Source organism: Aequorivita sp. H23M31 (assembly GCF_004022485.1).
GTDB lineage: Bacteria > Bacteroidota > Bacteroidia > Flavobacteriales > Flavobacteriaceae > Aequorivita > Aequorivita ciconiae.
This window is the reverse complement of the sequence record NZ_CP034951.1, coordinates 2160792-2179379: the sequence shown is the minus strand read 5'-3', so window position 1 is coordinate 2179379 and position 18588 is coordinate 2160792. Positions and strand designations below refer to the sequence as shown.

Annotated in this window: 15 protein-coding genes; 14 read left to right on the top strand and 1 reads right to left on the bottom strand. The window is 38.5% G+C overall.

Annotated features, from left to right (window positions below; all coding sequences use genetic code 11):
* Positions 1-2: 2 nt before the first annotated feature.
* From sov to EI546_RS09495, 6 genes are all read left to right on the top strand, one after another.
* A complete protein-coding gene (sov, locus tag EI546_RS09520; RefSeq protein ID WP_128250327.1) occupies positions 3-7292 on the top strand; it encodes a T9SS outer membrane translocon Sov/SprA in 7290 nt (2429 codons plus the stop codon).
* A 29-nt stretch (positions 7293-7321) separates the two neighbouring features.
* The gene (gene gcvH, locus EI546_RS09515; protein ID WP_128250326.1) at positions 7322-7702 is read left to right on the top strand and encodes a glycine cleavage system protein GcvH; all 381 of its coding nucleotides are present in this window, start codon (positions 7322-7324) and stop codon (positions 7700-7702) included.
* Positions 7668-8075 (top strand): VanZ family protein, encoded by a 408-nt coding sequence (locus tag EI546_RS09510; RefSeq protein WP_128250325.1) that lies wholly within the window; start codon positions 7668-7670, stop codon positions 8073-8075. The genes gcvH and EI546_RS09510 overlap by 35 nt, the downstream gene beginning before the upstream one ends.
* A 66-nt stretch (positions 8076-8141) precedes the next feature.
* Complete coding sequence (locus EI546_RS09505; protein ID WP_128250324.1) at positions 8142-8864, top strand: energy transducer TonB; 723 nt, start codon at positions 8142-8144, stop codon at positions 8862-8864.
* A 143-nt stretch (positions 8865-9007) separates the two neighbouring features.
* Positions 9008-9784, top strand: coding sequence for an energy transducer TonB (locus tag EI546_RS09500; RefSeq protein WP_128250323.1), 777 nt, complete (start codon positions 9008-9010; stop codon positions 9782-9784).
* A gap of 105 nt (positions 9785-9889) precedes the next feature.
* Positions 9890-11980 (top strand): gliding motility protein RemB, encoded by a 2091-nt coding sequence (locus tag EI546_RS09495; RefSeq protein WP_128250322.1) that lies wholly within the window; start codon positions 9890-9892, stop codon positions 11978-11980.
* 80 nt (positions 11981-12060) lie between these two features.
* Here the strand turns inward: EI546_RS09495 and EI546_RS09490 are convergent, their stop codons facing one another.
* Positions 12061-13050, bottom strand: coding sequence for an MBL fold metallo-hydrolase (locus EI546_RS09490; protein ID WP_128250321.1), 990 nt, complete (start codon positions 13048-13050; stop codon positions 12061-12063).
* Between the two features lie 120 nt (positions 13051-13170).
* Here EI546_RS09490 and cyoE point away from each other — a divergent pair, with 120 nt between their 5' ends.
* The 8 genes from cyoE to EI546_RS09450 all read left to right on the top strand — a co-directional run bounded on the left by cyoE (position 13171) and on the right by EI546_RS09450 (position 18492).
* Positions 13171-14070, top strand: coding sequence for a heme o synthase (gene cyoE, locus EI546_RS09485; RefSeq protein ID WP_128250320.1), 900 nt, complete (start codon positions 13171-13173; stop codon positions 14068-14070).
* Positions 14071-14125: 55 nt separating this feature from the next.
* Positions 14126-14707, top strand: a complete 582-nt coding sequence (locus tag EI546_RS09480; protein ID WP_128250319.1) for a cytochrome c oxidase subunit 3 — start codon at positions 14126-14128, stop codon at positions 14705-14707.
* 47 nt (positions 14708-14754) lie between these two features.
* Positions 14755-15738, top strand: coding sequence for a cytochrome c oxidase subunit 3 (locus EI546_RS09475; protein ID WP_128250318.1), 984 nt, complete (start codon positions 14755-14757; stop codon positions 15736-15738).
* An 18-nt stretch (positions 15739-15756) separates the two neighbouring features.
* The gene (locus tag EI546_RS09470; protein WP_128250317.1) at positions 15757-16152 is read left to right on the top strand and encodes a cytochrome C oxidase subunit IV family protein; all 396 of its coding nucleotides are present in this window, start codon (positions 15757-15759) and stop codon (positions 16150-16152) included.
* A gap of 119 nt (positions 16153-16271) precedes the next feature.
* A complete protein-coding gene (locus tag EI546_RS09465; protein WP_128250316.1) occupies positions 16272-16931 on the top strand; it encodes a hypothetical protein in 660 nt (219 codons plus the stop codon).
* Positions 16932-17034: 103 nt separating this feature from the next.
* On the top strand, positions 17035-17658 hold the full coding sequence (locus EI546_RS09460) for an SCO family protein (RefSeq protein WP_128250315.1): 624 nt from the start codon (positions 17035-17037) through the stop codon (positions 17656-17658).
* Between the two features lie 4 nt (positions 17659-17662).
* On the top strand, positions 17663-18190 hold the full coding sequence (locus EI546_RS09455; protein ID WP_128250314.1) for a DUF420 domain-containing protein: 528 nt from the start codon (positions 17663-17665) through the stop codon (positions 18188-18190).
* 68 nt (positions 18191-18258) lie between these two features.
* The gene (locus EI546_RS09450; protein WP_128250313.1) at positions 18259-18492 is read left to right on the top strand and encodes a hypothetical protein; all 234 of its coding nucleotides are present in this window, start codon (positions 18259-18261) and stop codon (positions 18490-18492) included.
* Positions 18493-18588 lie beyond the last annotated feature (96 nt).

The following is an 18588-nucleotide window of genomic DNA, read 5'->3' as shown; positions in this document are numbered from 1 at the left end:
ATTTGAGCGCAAAAAACTACGTTTATAAGGGGGGCTTGTTTAAGCTTTTGGCACTACTTTTCTTTGTGTCTTTTGGCGAACTTTCACATGCCCAAGATACTACAGCCGTTGGTTCCTCAATGGGATCCATGAATCTTCCAAATCCCACCAGTATTCAGAATTTATATACTTATGATCCAGTTACGGATCGTTATATTTATACCCAGACCTTAGGGGATTTTAAGCTAAACTATCCCATTATTCTTACTCGTGAAGAATATCAGAAGCTGATCCAGGACGAGCAGATTAAAAGCTATTTTAAAGAAAAAATGGATGCTGCCGAAGGCCGGAAAGAAGGTTCGGAAGAAAAACAGAAAAACCTTCTACCTACTTTCTACGTGAACTCAAATTTCTTTGAAACTCTTTTTGGTGGAAATACCATCGATGTACTTCCGCAGGGTTCCGTTGAAATGGATTTGGGACTTCTTTATACTAAACAGGACAACCCCCAATTTTCGCCTCAAAACCGGAGTAATTTCACATTTGACTTTGATCAGCGTATAAGTCTGAGTCTTTTGGCAAAGGTTGGAACGAGACTTCAGGTAACCGCAAATTATGACACCGAAAGTACTTTCGACTTCCAGAATCAGGTAAAACTTGAATATACACCAACGGAGGATGATATTATACAGAAAATTGAAGTTGGTAACGTAAGCATGCCGCTTAATAGCTCCCTTATTCAAGGAGCTCAAAGTTTGTTTGGGGTAAAAGCCCAGTTGCAATTTGGAAAAACCACTATAACGGGAGTTTTCTCTGAACAAAAATCGGAAACTAGAACCGTAATGGCCGAAGGTGGTGCAACCGTCACCAATTTTGAACTCTATGCATTGGATTATGACGATAACCGTCACTTTTTCCTTGCGCATTATTTTAGGGACAATTATGACCGTGCCCATAAGCAATATCCCTTTATAAACAGCAACGTTCAAATTACACGGATGGAGGTTTGGATTACCAACCGTTCCAGCCAAACAAACAATGTTAGGAATATTGTCGCCCTTCAGGATATTGGAGAAGCCAATCCTGAAAACATCGGATTGGATAATCCACCGGGTGGATTTATTAATGTACCTGCAAATTCCTATCCCAACAACGGAAACAACGATTTCAATCCATTTGGAATAAATGGGGGACCCTCTTCTCTCCTTAATCCGGCAATTCGTGATATTGCCACCGTGAAACAGGGATTCACGGGGGTTACCGTAAAGGATGGAATTGATTACGTTAGCCTAGAAAATGCGCGAAGATTGGATCAGGGAGAATACCAGTTGAATACGCAGCTGGGTTATATTTCCTTGAACCAACGATTAAACAACGATGAAATTTTAGGAGTGGCATTCCAATTTACCGCAAATGGAAAGGTTTATCAGGTAGGTGAATTTTCCAATGATGGAGTTGAAGCGAATGGTGGGGGCGCCGATCCACGGTTGCCGCCTATAGATCCAGAAATTGAAATAAGTCCTGCCCAGAACCTCGTGGTTAAAATGTTGAAAAGCACGGTTACCAATGTTAAGGAACCTGTTTGGGATTTAATGATGAAAAACATCTATCCCATTGGCGCTTACCAACTTGAAAAGGAGGATTTTAAACTTAATATTGTTTATACGGACCCTTCACCGCTTAATTATATTGAGGAAGCTAGAGGAACTCCCCAACATCCGTACGCAGAGCTTCCAGAAGATGTAAAGGAAAAGATATTATTGAGCGTTTTCAATGTGGATCGTTTGAATTTTAACGATGATCCACAACAGGGTGGAGATGGATTCTTTGATTTTATTCCAGGATTAACTGTAGATGCGCAAAATGGAAGAATTATTTTCACCACCGTCGAGCCATTCGGGGAACATTTATTCGATAAGTTGAATAACACTCCAACCGAAGGAGTTCCGCGTGCCGTTTATAGCATACCGGAAACTTATAATGCAAACCAAGACAAATACGTTTTCCAAACTTTATATAGCTCTACGAAGACCCAGGCTGAACAACAGCAGAGTGAAAAGAATAAGTTCCAGTTAAAGGGAAGTTATAAATCCACAGGTGCGGATGGTATCCCTATTGGTGCTTTCAATATTCCGCAAGGTTCTGTAAGAGTTACCGCGGGTGGACGAACTTTGGTGGAAGGCGTTGATTATACGGTAAATTATCAATTGGGAAGAGTGCAGATCCTTGATCCTGCACTTTTAAATAGCAATACTCCAATTTCAGTAACTACTGAAAACAATTCACTTTTCGGACAACAGACCAAAAGGTTCACAGGTTTGAATGTGGAACATAAATTCAGTGATAAGTTTTTGATAGGAGCCACTTACCTCAATTTGAATGAACGCCCGATGACCCAAAAATCATCATACGGTGTTGAACCTATTAACAATACAATATTCGGCTTTAACGCAAACTACTCCACGGAGGTTCCCTTCCTAACCCGATTGGTAAACAAATTACCCAACATCGATACCGATGTGGAGTCAAACCTATCGTTACGCGGTGAATTTGCTTATTTGTTGCCCGGAGCGCCAAAAGTTTCAGACTTTGGAGGAAAAACTACCGTATATGTGGACGATTTTGAAGCATCGCAAACAGCCAATGATATTAGTGCTCCACAAAGTTGGTTTTTATCGAGTACACCAGTAGAGGCTAATTTGGGTGGTGAACGGGATGGCTTGGAGTATAATTTTAAACGAGCCAAATTGGCTTGGTACACCATTGACCCTGTTTTCTATAGTAGTAGAAGACCTGATGGAATTAATGATCAAGATTTATCTTCACCTTTTACAAGAAGGGTTTTCCGGGATGAAATTTTTCCACAGCAAGATATTGTGCAAGGTCAAACCCAAGCTCTTTTTACTTTGGATCTCGCTTACTACCCAGGTGAGCGCGGCCCTTATAACTATAATCCAGAAGCGGCGCAAAATGAGGGAAGACTTTTAACTCCCGAGGAAAATTTTGGTGGGATTTCCCGACCCATTACTACTTCCGATTTTGAAAAGTCCAATGTGGAGTATATCCAGTTCTGGATAATGGACCCTTTTATTTACGATGAAAATGTGAATAACCCTGGAGGTATGATCAATTTCAACTTAGGGAATATTTCCGAAGACGTTCTAAAAGACGGAAAGAAACAGTATGAGAACGGTTTGCCTGAAGATGGCAGTGACGCCAATACCAGTAAGTCTATCTGGGGAAAGGTTCCAACCAACCAATCGTTAGTATATACATTCAGCTCCGATGGAGATGCTAGAAAGAATCAAGATGTGGGGCTAGACGGATTGAACAATGCACAGGAAAGGGAAAAATTTCCGGATTTTAGAAATTTCCCAGATCCTTCTAATGATGATTACGAATATTTTCTCCAAGCTCGAGGAAGTATTCTGGAACGATATCTCCGTTATAATGGAACCGAAGGGAATTCACCAGTGGAAGTAACCGATACCAACCGCGGAAGTACTACTCAGCCGGACGTAGAGGATATAAACCGGGACAATACAATGAACACTATCAACAGTTATTTTGAATATAGTGTTCCCTTTAAACCTCTAAATGGAAAATTGGACACAGATAATAACCAATTTGTTACCGATGTAAAAGAAATCCAGATAACGACTCCGGATAATCAAACAATGCCAGTAAGATGGGTACAGTTTAAAGTGCCCATTAGTAGACCAACTAAAGCGATAGGTGGTATTTCAGATTACCGCTCTATTCGTTTTATGCGTATGTATTTATCCCAATTTCAGGAAAACACGGTAATGCGTTTTGGAACGTTAGATTTGGTACGTGGGGATTATCGCCGTTTTGAAAAAACGTTGAATGACGTAACATTTGAAGATCCTACCCAAAGTACTATGCTTTTTGAGGTGGAATCGGTTAGTATCGAGGAAAATGAAAACAGGCAGCCAATTCCATATCGATTGCCTCCAGGATTGGAACGCGAAGAGTTGAACAATAACAACAATATAATTCGTCAGAATGAGCAATCCTTGGCTCTTCGTGTATGTGGGCTAAAACCAAATGACGGTCGTGCCGTTTATAAAAATTTCAGTGTAGATATGCGCCAGTATAAAAACCTGGAAATGTTTGTGCACGCCGAATCCTTGGAAAACGAGAATCAATTGGCAAATGGGGAATTGGTTGCCTTTATGAGAATGGGGAACGACTTGACCAACAACTATTACGAGATTAGAATGCCGTTGGATCCTACTCGTTTTTACACTTCAGATCCAGAGGAAATTTGGCCAGTTGCAAACAGGCTCAACCTTCCGTTGGAACAATTGCAGGATGTAAAAACTAAGACCTTGGCTTATTTTAGAGCGAATCCAAATGCTGACCCAAATGAAGTTAGATTTTTTGATCAGGAGGATCTTGTTGGTGGCGTAAGCGGTGGTGGAAATCCACTACAAATTGGTATTAGAGGAAATCCAAGCTTTGGAAACGTAAGAACCATTATGTTAGGGTTAAAAAACCCTACTTCCAACGAACTATGTGGGGAGGTGTGGTTTAACGAACTTAGACTTTCGGAACTCGAAAACAAAGGCGGTTGGGCCGCGGTTGTAAGCCTGGATGCCAACATGGCCGACTTTGCGACTGTTAGTGCTACCGGACGTAGAAGTACAGTTGGATTTGGTTCATTAGAACAAGGGCCTAACCAACGTAGTTTGGAAGATGTTCAGCAGTATGATATGGTAACCAATTTGAATTTGGGCCAGTTATTTCCAACCAAATGGGGAATCCAGTTGCCATTTAATTACGGGCGTTCCGAAGAACTTATTACACCGAAATATGATCCGCATTATCAGGATATAGAACTTCAAACAAGTTTAGACAATGCCCTTAATGATGCGGATAGAGATCAAATAAAAGAACAATCTGTAGATTATACCCGAAGACAGAGTGTAAATTTCATTGGGGTGCGAAAAGAACGTACTGGCGATTCTAAGCCACAGATTTATGATGTGGAGAATTTCACTGGTTCGTTCTCATATAATCAAACCGATCACCACGATTTTGAAGTTGAAGATGCCCTCGAACAGACTGTAAGGGTAGGAGCTACTTATAATTATAGCTTCAACTCCAAGCCGTATGAGCCCTTTAAACAGAACGATTCTATTTTCAGAGGAAAATATTGGCAGTTTTTAAAAGATTTGAATGTCAATTATCTACCAACCAATATTACGGTAAGTTCAAACATTATCCGTCAGTATAACCAACAGAAATTTAGAGATATTGATCTATTGGAGGGTAATATAGGATTGCCTACTCTTTATCAGCGAAATTATCTTTTTGATTGGCAATATACTTTTAATTATAACCTAACTAAATCACTAAGATTAAACTTTACCTCGGCGAATAATCGAATTATAAATAATTATTTGGATGAGGATGGATATGTCGATAATAGCATAGGCGTATGGGACGGATTCTTTGATGTGGGTGAACCAAATCTGCATAATCAGTCCCTGCAGGTAAATTATGATCTTCCATTCAGCAAGTTCCCATTTTTGAAATTTATTAGGGCCACTTATTCTTATACCGGAGATTATCAATGGCAAAAGAGTAGTACTCAATTTAATGATCTAGCCATTGAATTGAGCAACGGTGAAACGCGGTCTTATAATCTGGGGAATTCTATCCAAAATGGAAGCACGCATAGAATTAACTCCAGTATGGATATGAACACGTTTTACCGATATATAGGTCTAACGAAAATAAAGTCAAGCAAAAAACGTCCTTCTGAAACTGGAGCTGAAGAGGAAGAAGGCAAAGCTGCCAGCAAGAGAGCCAAGGATAAGGAGGAAAAAGGTAAGGAAAGTAAAGAAAGTCGATCTGCGCTTATGTCTGAATCTGGAACTCCCGGTAGAATGGGAATAAATACGCCTCAAGCAGGTTCAACTACTTTGAATACGGGAGATCAAGCTATTAATACACTCATAGGCTTGGCGACTGCGGTTAAAAAGATACAATTTAATTACCAGGAGACAAATGGTATTTACTTGCCGGGTTACATCCCATCCACCGGTTTTATTGGTACGTTAAAACCTACAACTGGATTTATTTTCGGTAGTCAGGCAGAGATTAGGGATTTAGCTGCTCGAAAAGGCTGGCTTACCCTTTATCCAGAATTTAATCAGCAATATACCGAGGTTTCAAGCCGCCAGATGGATATTCAGGTAAATATGGAACCATTGAGGGATCTGACGATTGACGTGACCGGAAGCAGACTCGAATCTGAAAATTATTCTGAAAATTATATAGTTCACGACGGACTTTATCAATCGTTGACGCCAAATACGTTTGGTAATTTCAATATCTCTACTTTATTAATTAAAACTGCATTTAACGATAGCAACGAGAAGACATCAGTAACATTTGAAGATTTCAAGGATAACCGATTGGTAATTGCTAATAGACTGGCTGAGGATTATTATCAAGGAGGGCCAATTCCTAGAACGGAAGATGGATTTCCCGTAGGTTTTGGAAAAAACAGTCAGGATGTGTTGCTGCCGGCTTTCCTGGCAGCTTATAAGGGAGATAATCCTAGTAAAGAAAAAACAGGTATCTTTAGGGATATCCCTCTTCCTAACTGGGATATTAAATATACGGGCTTAATGAGAATTGGATGGTTTAAGCAAAATTTCAAGCGTTTTTCTTTGACCCACGGTTACCGAGCCAATTATACAGTTAACCAATTTCAGTCCAATCTGGATTATGATTATGAAAATCCTGGAGCAGTAGATCAGTCGGGGAATTTCAAGGCAAAAACCTTATTGACCAATGTTAACCTTACTGAGCAATTCTCCCCATTACTCCGAGTGGATTTTGAAATGAACAATTCTGTTAAGATTTTGGCCGAAATGCGTAAAGATAGAGCGCTGTCTCTAAGTTTTGCCAATAATCTCCTCACCGAGATAAAAGGGGTGGAATACATTGTGGGACTTGGATATCGTGTAAAAGATCTTCGCATAGCAACTAATTTTGGAGGCACAAAATCGGTACTGGTTAGCGATTTGAATTTTAAAGTGGATCTTTCAAAGCGGGATAACATTACAGTAATTCGTTACTTGGATATCGATAACAGTCAAACCACCGCTGGACAAACGATATACGGAGCTCAGCTTACTGTAGATTATGCGCTGTCTAAAAACCTTACGGCCATTTTCTATTATGATCATTCCTTCTCGGAATATGCAATCTCGACTGCTTTTCCACAAACAACAATTAGAAGTGGATTTACTCTCCGCTACAATTTTGGAAACTAAATAAAATATAATAAACAAAAATTTGAATTATGAATATTCCTAACAACTTGAAATTTACCAAGGATCACGAATGGGTCCGAATTGAGGGCGATAAAGCCACTGTAGGTATAACAGATTTCGCTCAAAGCGAACTGGGCGACATTGTATATGTAGAAGTAGAAACAGTGGGCGATACTCTAGACAGAGATGAGGTTTTTGGAACTGTTGAAGCAGTGAAGACCGTTTCCGATCTTTTCCTTCCGCTATCTGGAGAAATTTTGGAATTCAATGAAGAATTGGAATCTGAGCCAGAAAAAGTAAATACCGATCCTTACGGCGAAGGCTGGTTGGTTAAGATGAAAATATCAAATCCTGACGAGATTTCAGATCTTTTGGATGATGCGGGATATAAAGCTATTATTGGAAAATAAATCCACTCTTATTCTTATTTTGGCCGTTATCTATACAGTCGTGATAACGGTCTTGTTTTTAATTCCACCGTCAGATTTGCCCAAGATGAGCTTGCCAGGAGGATCGGATAAATTCGTACACTTGTTGATACACGCAGGGTTAGTGGGAGTATGGCTGCTTTATTTTACAGCAAGGAACAATCGTGGATTTGATGGCAAATACGTAATTCTTGTTCTCGCGGGAAGTCTTATTTTCGGCATAATAATTGAGCTTCTACAAGAATTCTTAACTGCTTCTAGAACAGCCGATATTTTCGATGTTCTTGCAAATTTTGGCGGAGCATTAGTCGGAGTTTTTATTTTTCAAAGAGTAAAACATTTTTTTACTTCCTAAAAATTCCATTTCTCTTTAGAGTGAACGATAATTTATATATTTTAGCACCAAGTTAAATACAGTATTATGGAACCCAAAAAAAATCCCAAGGCTGATGTAGGTCGTAGGAGTATGCTTTTCTTCCAGCTCGGCATGATTTTAATGCTTTTGTTGGCATGGCAGGCAATAGAATGGAAATCTTATGATAAGACAACCAGCGATTTTGGAAAATTGGATGTTGGTGACGATCTTATTGAAGAAGTCCCAATTACCCAACAATTGACCCCACCGCCACCGCCACCGCCGCCGCCGCCAGCTCCAGAGGTTATTGATGTTATTGAAGATGAAGACGAAGTGGAGGAAACAATCATAGAATCTACCGAAACCCACCAAGATGAGAAAATTGTGGAGGTAAAGGAAATTAAGGAGGAAGTGGTTGAAGAAGAAATTGCCGACGTTCCTTTTGCTGTTATTGAGAATGTTCCTGTTTATCCAGGATGCGAGAATGAAAAAGGAAATGACGCCAAGAAAAAATGTATGTCTGAAAAGGTAGCTGCATTTATTAATAAAAAGTTCAACACCGATCTTGCTGGGGATCTAGGTCTTGCCGGCCGTCAGAGAATTTCCGTTCAGTTTAAGATTGATAAGAATGGAAAGGTAATCGATGTGCGTGCACGTGCCCCACATCCAAGATTGGAAAGCGAGGCTATTCGTGTGGTTCAATCTTTGCCCGATATGACTCCAGGAAAACAAAGAGGTAAACCAGTAGGTGTACTTTATTCACTTCCAATTGTATTTGATATTCAATAATTCATATCTTATTTCATAAAAAAGTCCCGCTTTGTTATTAAGAAGCGGGACTTTTATTTTTGTGGCATAACAGTTGTAATTCCAGTTCTAGGCAGATGTATAAAATCTGCTAATTATTTGTTTAACCTTCAAATAAGAGAAAAATGGAAGCAAATGTCAAAACCCCTCGAAACAAGAGAGAAGAAAAAAAGCAAGTGAATATTAAGTGGAACTCTACCCTTTTCTTTCAAATTGGAATTATTGTAAGTAGTCTTGCCATTTTCTTCTTAATGCAGACTTCTTTTGAAATAGGATCTCCTGAAAATCCAAAGGATTCTGGTTACGTACTAGTGGATCCACCCGTTATAGATTACCAATTGGACATCGATCTGCCCAAAAAAGTGGAGCCAGTAAAAAAAACTGTGGTTAAACCGAAGACTGTAGTTCAGCCTATTAAATCTACCGTAACACCCGTAGAAAATGATGAAAAGGACGTTATTGAAACTCCGGTTGCTCCAACAGATGTTCCCATTGAACCCACGGTGAAATCCATAGAATTGCCGCCAGCACCTGAACCAAGCGCGCCGCTTTCAATTCTTAATGTTGAATATGTACCTGTCTATCCAGGATGTGAAAGTTTGGGGACCAATGCTGAAAAGGTAGAATGTTTGTCCTCTCAATTAAATGTTTTTATTAATAGGAATTTCAGAAAAGAACTTCTTTCAGAAATGGGTTCTAATCAAATCTATAGAATCTACGTACAGTTTAAAATTGATTCCAAAGGTTTTATTACGGATGTTAAAGCCAATTCCGCAAATGAAAAATTAAAAAATGAGGCAATGCGAGTTGTGGCTAAATTACCGAGAATGAAACCAGGACGACAAGGAGATAAATCCGTAGATGTAGTTTATACAGTTCCTATAAGTTTTAGAATTCCTTAAAACCTTAATTTAAATAGCTAGCCTTCAATGAAAATTGAGGGCTTTTTCCATATATACTCCTTCAAAAAAAACTGTATCTTTCGCCCCTAAAATCTCTCTGAGTGCATGAAACATTTATTATTGCTATGCTTATTTTCCTTTACACTTAGCAGTGTCGCACAAATTTCCTCCACGGATTACGAGAAATATCCTGAATTTCCCAATTGTAAAGAGATGTCTGTTGATGAAATGGAGCAATGTTTTAGCCAGACCTTACAGCAATTTATTTATGATAATCTGTCCGTGCCAGAGAAGATTGCTGAACAAAAATATAAGGGAATTATTAATGTGCTTTTTGAAGTTAATAAGGAAGGAAAATTCAATTTGCTCTATGTAGATGGTGTTTATGCAGAACTAAATACAGAAGTGCGTCGGGTTTTTGAAATGCTCCCTACTCTCAAACCTGCTACTTATAATGGGTCTCCTACTTATGTCCAGTTTACATTGCCAATCGCTATTCCGTTGGTAGAACCAGGAAAAAGTATTTTGTCTCCTTCCAAAGATCCCGCGAAGGAATCCCAGGAAAAGTTGGCAAAGGAATACGATGAAATAAAGAATCTTCCCTATAAAAATCAGGAATATAAAAGCAATATCAACATTCCTCTTTCACATCATAATTATAGTCTTTTTGATCCTGATATGAATAGGGTTGGGCTCAATACACATACAGGTCAAAAACCTTATACGTATGATGAAGTTAATAAATATTATGATTTTGAGGTCCATAATACCCGTATATCCGAACCTCGTAGTACTTGGTTGGGCCGAAAGTTTTGGAATGAGCATATGGTGACCATTAGCGGGGACGATTATTGGATTACCCTGGATCCTGGGGTAGATCTTCAAGTGGGTAAGGATTTTGATGCGGACATTAATACGTATAATAATACGCGGCTAGTATATACTCAAGGTGGGTTGGGTAAGAAGCTTACTTTTTTTGCGGTCGTTTATGAAAGTCAGGGGCGGTTTGCAGATTATTTTAATAGGTATGCCGAATCTATAAGGCCTTATGGTGGGAATCCCGCCATTATTCCTGGTAGAGGAGTAGCAAAAAAATTTAAGACGGATTCCTATGATTATCCTGTTGCGACGGGACAGATTTCCTATTCCCCTTCTAAATATTTTAATCTCCAACTTGGCCACGGCAAGAATTTTATAGGTGATGGTTACCGCTCTTTGTTGATAAGTGATAATGCCAGTCCATATCCTTATTTTAGATTGAATACGACTTTTTGGAAATTGAAATACACAAATGTGTGGATGTCCCTCCGTGATGTGCGCCTGGAAGCAACCGATGGAGGTTCCTTTGGAACGAAATATATGGCATATCACTATTTGAGCTATAACATTACCAAACGTTTAAATCTTGGTTTTTTTGAATCGGTAATATGGGAAAATGACAATAATCGCGGTTTTGATTTTAATTATCTCAATCCAGTTATATTTTATCGTGCTATTGAATTCTCGACTGGTTCCAGAGGCGGAAATGCCTTAATAGGGTTAACAGGAAAGTACAAGGTGAATGATCGTGTTAACGTGTATGGACAGTTGGCAATAGACGAGTTTTCAACTTCCGATATTTTTGGAGGAAATGGAAGTTATAAAAATAAGATAGGATATCAGCTAGGTTTGAAATATTATGATGCCTTTGGTGTAAAAAACCTTTACCTGCAGACAGAGTACAATCGCGCCCGTCCTTATATGTATGCCCATAATACCATTAACTTAAACTATGGCCATAACAACCAATCTATGGCCCATACGCTGGGAGCTAACTTTTCGGAATTTATAGCAATAGCAAGATATCAAAGAGGAAGAGTATTTGGCGATGCCAAATTGATAATGGCAAAACGCGGTTTCGAGTTCAACACCCCAGAAGATTCATTCTTTTACGGAAGTGATATTTATGGGACTGAAAATGATAGGGTATCCGATCTAGGAAATACGGTTGCACAAGGTAATACTACCGATTTCCTTCATACGGAAGTACAACTGGGATATTTAATAAATCCAGCTACGAATCTGAAAATCTATGGAAGTTATATTTTTAGGAATTTTAGCCCAACCATAGATACCGATATGGTTTTTAAAAATCAAACTACTTGGGTCAATTTTGGCATTCGTACCGATCTATTTAATTGGTATTACGACTTTTAACAGCGGTTTCCATTCGTTTCATAGAACTTGAGAAATTATCAGTTATTAATACTGCCCACTGCCACTGCCTAATTTTTCACCTAGTTCTTTTTCTTCTTTTTAGATTCCTGTTGCCGTTTTATCTGCTCATACTTCTTTCGGGCATCCTCATTTTCCTTGAGTCTTTCCTTTTTTTCTGAACTTCCGCTGGAAGCATCTTTATATAAGGTTCTTATAAAATCATCGGCAGTTACGTAGCCTGGCTTATATCCACTTTCATTATAGGTATCAGTAAGTTCTTTCATATTGGCTACCTCATCTTCCGTTTTACCCAATAGAACTTGTTGGGTCACTTTCTTATATGTAACCGATAGCAGCCGAAGGTTGTTTTCCAGTTCTTTATATGTTGAAATAGGGCCGTGACCGGGAATAATCTTGGTTTGTTGGTTTATTAAAGCCAAAGCCTTCTGAATACCAGCTTCGTAACCTTTCACACTTCCTCCGTTCTTCAGATCAATAAAAGGGTATTGCCCATTAACAAAAACGTCTCCAGTTTGTAAGACGTTACTCTGTGTAAAGTAAACCATGACATCTCCGTCTGTATGGGCATTGGGAACGTGAAAAACAACTATTTTTTCATTGTTGAAATAAAAGTTTATTTTTTCTTCAAAAGTTACCATCGGCAAAAGGTCTTCTGATAGTTTTTTTGCACCTTCATTCATCACCTTCATCAATCGTTCCCGAACCAGTTCGTGGGAAAAAATTGTTGCTCCCTCCTTGGCTAGGATTGGATTCCCTCCACTATGATCATTATGAAAGTGGGTATTTACTACAAACCGCACGGGCTTGTCGCTTATCTTCTTAATTTCCTTTTGCATTTGCTCAACATTCCCGGAAAAAAAGTCGTCCACCATAAAAATTCCATCTTTTCCAAAACTCAATCCAATATTGCCGCCATCACTCTGCAACACATAGATGTTGTTTTGAACCTTTAGCATTTTTGTATAAGTTTCTTTTCCAGTATCCGTTTGGGATATTGATGCAATTCCCGATAATAGAAAAAATAAAACGACCGATAATCTAAAGCCCATAGTACTTGAATTTTAAGAATGGTTGAAAATACTAAAATTCCCCAAATATTAATATGAGATTGCTATGTTTCTGTTGTGAATACTTAAGAGGAACTGTATCTTTGCGCAGCCATATAAATTATGAATTTGTCCATAGCCCATTCCCAATCCAACGTGCAATTGATGCTTCGGAATTTTACTGAAATAACCAAATTTCGGCTTTCCATCAGTGTTTTATTTTCTTCCGTTGCTGGTTATTTATTGGGAGCTGACCATATCGATTTTTCTGTACTCTTTCTTTTATGTGTTGGAGGTTACGCCATGGTGGGTGCATCCAATGTTTTTAACCAGATTGTGGAGCGGGATCTGGATGCTTTAATGGAGAGGACCAAAGATAGACCCTTGCCCGCGGGTAGAATGAGTGTACGGTCCGCTTTTATTTTAGGAGTAATCTTGACCCTTTTAGGGATAGGGGTTTTATATTCCATAAATCCCATTACGGCAATGTTCGGTGCTGTTTCAATTTTTATGTACGTGAGTTTGTACACTCCTTTAAAAACGAAAACGCCCCTATCTGTTTTTGTGGGTGCCTTTCCTGGTGCTATTCCGTTTATGTTGGGATGGGTCGCCGCTACTGGAAGTTTTGGAATTGAGCCGGGAACCTTATTTATGATTCAATTCTTCTGGCAATTTCCCCACTTTTGGGCAATTGGGTGGTTTCTTTATGATGATTATGAAAAGGGCGGTTTTTATATGCTTCCGAATGGAAAGAGAGATAAAGGCACTGCCCTCCAAGTTGTTCTGTACTGTATATGGACTGTGCTGATTTCTTTGGTTCCGGTATTGGGTATTACAGGGAAATTATTTTTAACCCCTATTTCTGGGGTATTGGTTGGACTGATAGGAATTGGACTACTCTATTATGCGGTAAAACTGTATCGCGAAAAGACATCAAAAGCCGCCAAACAACTAATGCTCGCTAGCGTTAGTTATATTACCTTGCTACAAATTATTTATGTAGCAGATAAATTTATTAGATAGCAGAGACTTTATAAGTCAATAATAAGAAATTTTCAATTTTTTTTAAATGATAACAATGAATTTAACCAATGGTCCACAAGAGGTAAAAATAGCGCGAGCCAAAAAGAACATCCTTTGGTTTGGCATAATAAGCCTTACAATGAGTTTTGCTGGGCTAACCAGTGCGTATGTGGTGAGCAAGGAACGCCCTGACTGGATTTCCAGTTTTGAAATTCCGCCTGCATTTTATATTAGCCTCGTTTTAATCCTTATCAGTAGTGTTACAATTCATTTAGGTAAAAAAGCCGTTCAAAAGGACCGTCCTTCCCAAGGGATGATTTTATTTATTGTCACCCTTTTGCTCGGGATAGCATTTGTGGTTTTTCAATTCGTTGGGTTTTCCGAAATAATAAAAAGCGGTTATAATTTCACGGGTCCAACCAGTAGTATTACTACATCTTTCATCTATTTGGTCGTTTTACTCCACGTTGCCCACGTGGTTGGAGCGCTTGTATCGCTCGTGGTCGTAATTTATAATCATTATAAACAGAAATACCGAAACGGTAAAACCCTTGGAATTGAACTGGCTGCAACTTTCTGGCATTTCGTAGATGCTATATGGATTTACCTGTTTCTGTTTTTATATTTCGTTAAATAAAAATTAAACGTATTTTTGAATCTTATTTTTTAAACCAAACTCTTTTTATGGAAGCAACTGTTGTTCAAACAGGTACTGAAGGAAAAACTTGGGGAGGCGGAAGTTCGCCGTTCAGGGCAAGCTATGGAAAATTGATGATGTGGTTTTTCATCGTTTCCGATTCCTTGACCTTTTCTGGATTCCTTGCCTCTTATGGAATGTCTCGGTTCAAATTTGCCGATATTTGGCCAATCCCGGACGAGGTATTTACTCACTTTCCCTTTCTTCATGGTGTAGACGCCCCAATGTACTATGTGGCATTTATGACCTTTGTCCTTATTTTCTCCTCTGTAACTATGGTTCTGGCAGTAGATGCCGGAAGCAAAATGCAGAAGCACAAAGTGATTTTTTACTTATTCCTAACCATTATCGGAGGTTTGATTTTCCTTAGTTCACAAGCTTGGGAGTGGGCTACATTTATAAAAGGAGATTATGGTGCAGTAGAAACCCACGGTGGCCAGATATTGCAATTCTTGGATAAGGATGGTGAACGGGTGGCCCTGGAAGATTTTGCTGCCTTAGCTACCACAGGTCGTACAGAGCATACAAGGGAAAATGGTATTTGGTTTAAAAAGGAGCCTGCGTTCCTTCCCGAAGTCTCATTCGAACAGGTAAAGGCCGGGTTTATAGCGAATGAAAATATTTTACTCAGGATTCAACAAAAAGACGAGCACGGGCATCATATTGTTCTTTCTCGGGAAGAGTCTATTTCAAAGCTTGAAAGAGATGGAAAGTTGGTAGTGAGAGGGGCAAACCTTACCCATAACGAATATGGTCACCCATTATTCGCCGATTTCTTTTTCTTTATTACCGGTTTCCACGGATTCCACGTTTCTATCGGTGTAATGCTCAATTTCATCATCTTTATTAATGTTCTTGTCGGTACCTACGAAAGAAGAGGAAGCTATGAGATGGTTGAAAAAGTGGGACTTTACTGGCACTTTGTGGATTTGGTATGGGTATTTGTATTTACATTCTTTTATCTTGTATAAGTTTATTAAATTTTTAAAATGGAACCGATATACACACACGAACATAAACTTGCAATCTTTAGGGGAAAACTAAAGTTCAAAAGTAACATTCATAAAATATGGGGAGTTTTTGTTATACTTTCTATCGTTACTATTATTGAGGTTGTATTGGGAATTATTCGTCCCGATTTTCTATTGGAACATCACTTTTTAGCGTTAAAACTCCTTAACTGGATTTTTGTTTTGCTAACTATTTTTAAGGCATATTATATTACCTGGGATTTTATGCACATCCGCGACGAAGTTAGCGGCCTCCGAAGAGCTGTAGTATGGACCGGAGTCTTTTTGATTGCATACTTGGTGGCACTTCTTTTAATAGAGGGAGACTATATTTATGAAGTGTATAAAAACGGATTTATAAAATTTGATTTTTAAAAATAATCAATCCAATAAAAGCCCTCTCGTGAGGGTTTTTTTATGTCCTGATCTTTTGAAATTAACCTTTTAAAGGTTGCCCAAGGTCTTCGAACCTCGTATTTTTGCAGCATAAAACTATGCAACAAAATCTAAAGAAATATCTGGTACTCGGTGTACTTTTTATTTTGCCCATTACGGCCTATATATTTTTTTCCCTTAGCACCAATTATTTTAAGCCATTACCCGTGCTCACGGAAAATGTTTCTGAATTGAGCGGTTTTACAACCCTGGAAAACAAACCGGTTCAGTTAGAAAATCGAATAACTATCCTGGGTTTTTTCGGAAAGGATTTGGAAGAACATCGCGCCTATGCCTATAACCTTGCCCATAAAATCTACGGGAAAAATCGGGCGTTTAAAGAATTTCAGTTTGTTATCCTTCTTCCAGAAGGCACTGAGGAGCAGGCAAGAAATATTGATAAAAAGTTACAGGAAATCGCACCTACGGATTCCTGGTTGTTTGCCTTTGGTTCCGAAGATAGGATCAAGGAAGTATTTCACTCCCTTCAATCCAATTTTACTTTAGATTCCAATATATCTACTCCGTATGTTTTTATAATAGACAAGGAACGCAGTCTTCGCGGTAGGGATGACGATGAAAAAGATGGAGGCAGAATGTACGGCTTTGACTCCAGCAATATTGCCGAAATCAACAATAAAATGAGCGATGACGTAAAAGTGCTGTTAGCGGAATATCGTAGGGCTTTGAAAAAGTATAGTTCAAATAGGGAGATATAAATTTCTGAATTCAGAATTATGAATTTAGAATTCAGAAAAAGATAAGAGAAAAGGGAAAAGAAAGATTTCGTTTCGTATTAAATTTAAAAAGTAAGCTTTTAAAGTGAAAAATAATTATTCATATATAGGTATTTCGTTCGTTATTTTAATCTTCGGGATATGGGCGGTTCCAAAAATTGTGGACAAGCTTTTTAAACCCACATTGGAAACCATTGGGAAAGTCCCTAATTTCAGTTTTACCGATCAGAATGGCAAGACTATTACAAATAACGACTACGAAGGGAAAGTTTATGTGGTGGAATTTTTCTTTACCACTTGTCCGGATATTTGTCCAATTATGAATGAGAATATGGTAAAGATCCAAAATGAATTCCTCGGGAATCCGAATGTGGGTATAGCCTCCTTTACCATTGATCCAAACCACGATACCCCAGAGGTTTTAAAACAATATGCCAAGGATAAGGGAATTACAAAATTGCAGTGGCATTTATTAACGGGCGAGAAAGAAAAAATATTTAAACTCGCTAACGAAGGTTTTAATCTATATGTAGGTGAAATTCCCGACACGGAAGCTGGCTTTGAGCATTCAGGATTCTTTGCCCTTATAGATCAGGAAGGGAATATTCGCTCTCGAAAAGATGAAAATGACAATCCTTTGATTTATTATGATGGTCTTGATCCAAAGAACATTCAGATGCTAAAAGAGGACATAAAAAAATTGCTGTAATGCCATGAAAGCTGCTTTGCAACAAAATAAAAAATACACTATTTTAATCTGGGTGTTCTCCATTGCCATTCCTTTCGTGGTTGCTGTCTTATTTAGCGTTAGAATTCCTGGCGTGGAGCGGATGGGTTTCCTGCCGCCAATCTATGCAACTATAAATGGAATAACCGCAATTATACTTGTTACGGCCGTTTATCATATTAGAAAGGGAAACAGAAAAACCCATGAACTATTGATGAAAACCGCAATAGGGCTGTCAGTTTTGTTTTTGGTGCTTTATATGATCTATCACATGACTTCCGACTCCACTCTATATGAGGGAGAGGGAGTGCTAAGATATATTTATTATTTTGTGCTTATAACACATATTTTACTCTCGATAGTGGTTATACCTTTTGTTCTGATAACCTTTATTCGGGCAATTTCGGGTCAATTTTACAAACATCGTAAGATTGCACGATATGCATATCCCTTATGGTTATATGTTGCCGTAAGCGGGGTTATTGTTTATTTAATGATTTCACCTTATTATTAAGAGGGAAAATTGAAAGCTTACTTAGGTAAAACAGTAACTTTGAATTGACATTATTATATTAAAATCAAATGAAAACGAAAATAGTCTTCATATTCATATTGTTCCTCTTTGTTTGTATTCCTGTAGAGGCGCAATGTGCCATGTGCCGTGCCGTTCTTGAAAGCGAAGAAGGAGGAGAAGCTGCCAAGGGTATCAACAATGGAATTATGTATTTAATGATTTTCCCCTATATTTTAGTGGGCGGAGTTGGTTATGCAGTCTATCGCAGTAGGAAGAAAGCCAGGGAAAAGGGTGAGCTGTAATCCTGTTTATCAATTTTTTTTAATCCAATTGTAACAAAACTGTTCAGTTTTAGTCTTACTAACAGCGAGAAAATCACTTAGTATATTTCTTGATGA